This window comes from Seonamhaeicola sediminis, from assembly GCF_004358095.2.
GTDB classification, from domain to species: Bacteria; Bacteroidota; Bacteroidia; order Flavobacteriales; family Flavobacteriaceae; genus Seonamhaeicola; species Seonamhaeicola sediminis.
Window position 1 is genome coordinate 1 of the sequence record NZ_SMZJ02000035.1, and the last position, 950, is coordinate 950.

The window sequence follows — 950 nt, forward strand, 5'->3', positions numbered from 1 at the left end:
AAAAAGCTACAAAAAGTGCTATTAATCTATACAACCAAATAAGATTACATGTATCTTTAGATTATAAAACACCGAATATGGTATACAAATTAACAGCTTAAATAAATTTTTAACCTGTAGCCATATTTCAGGACTAGACATATAAACAAAACGAAATGGAAAATAAATTTAAAATATCTTTCGCTATTATATTGATTTTAGCAATAATCGGATGTCAGAACATTGACAAAAAAGAAAAAGAGTCAGTACAAAAAGAAACAGCCTTGATTCAAATGGAATTTGGAAAATGGAAAACACAAAATGACACTCTTGGTGTTGAATTAGATGTTAATAATTTTGAAAACTGGTTTGACTTGGTAAATCGGACTGAAAAAATTGTTTGTAATGATAGTTTACCAAAAGTAACTTTAACAACAGATAACGAAATCAAAACCATTTATTTCAGAAACACTTGTCTAAAAGAAGACCCTGCTAGAATTATAAAAACTAAAAATGTAATAGGAATCTATAATAATAAGATTAGTAAAAATAAAGAATATGGTATTCCCTTGGATAGTTTGGAAAGTGTTTTAAGAAAAGATATTGAAAATAAAGGGAAAAACCTAGAATTTAGCGAAAGTTCAGAAAAGCTAACAATATGTATTCAATATGACAATAAAAATGATTTTAAAAATCTACCTAACATCTTAAAACAACTTACTGTAACTTACTACAGAATCACAAATAGAACGGATTTAAAAATACTTTTAGTTGATGAAAACTACTTTAGTTTACCACCACATCCAAAAGCTAAAATTTAAAAATACGCACCACAACACCGTGTCCTATGAAAAGCACTAGCCTAGTTCTCCAAAGTTAATATTTTATTTTTAATTATCTCATAATGATGATTCTGTGGTGTTGGAATGTTGATAATTCCGATAGGATTATCAATATTTCAACAGCCTTTA

1 protein-coding gene is annotated in these 950 nt (G+C 27.3%); it reads left to right on the plus strand.

The features are described from left to right. The first annotated feature begins 155 nt into the window (after positions 1-155). Positions 156-800 carry a hypothetical protein gene (locus E1J38_RS14995; protein WP_133357648.1) on the plus strand — a complete coding sequence of 215 codons (645 nt, stop codon included), beginning with the start codon at positions 156-158 and terminating at the stop codon, positions 798-800. Positions 801-950: the final 150 nt, after the last annotated feature.

Coding starts and splice junctions, on each gene's coding strand:
- E1J38_RS14995 (WP_133357648.1), top strand. CDS start 156: ATGGAAAATAAATTTAAAATATCTTTCGCTATTATATTGATTTTAGCA.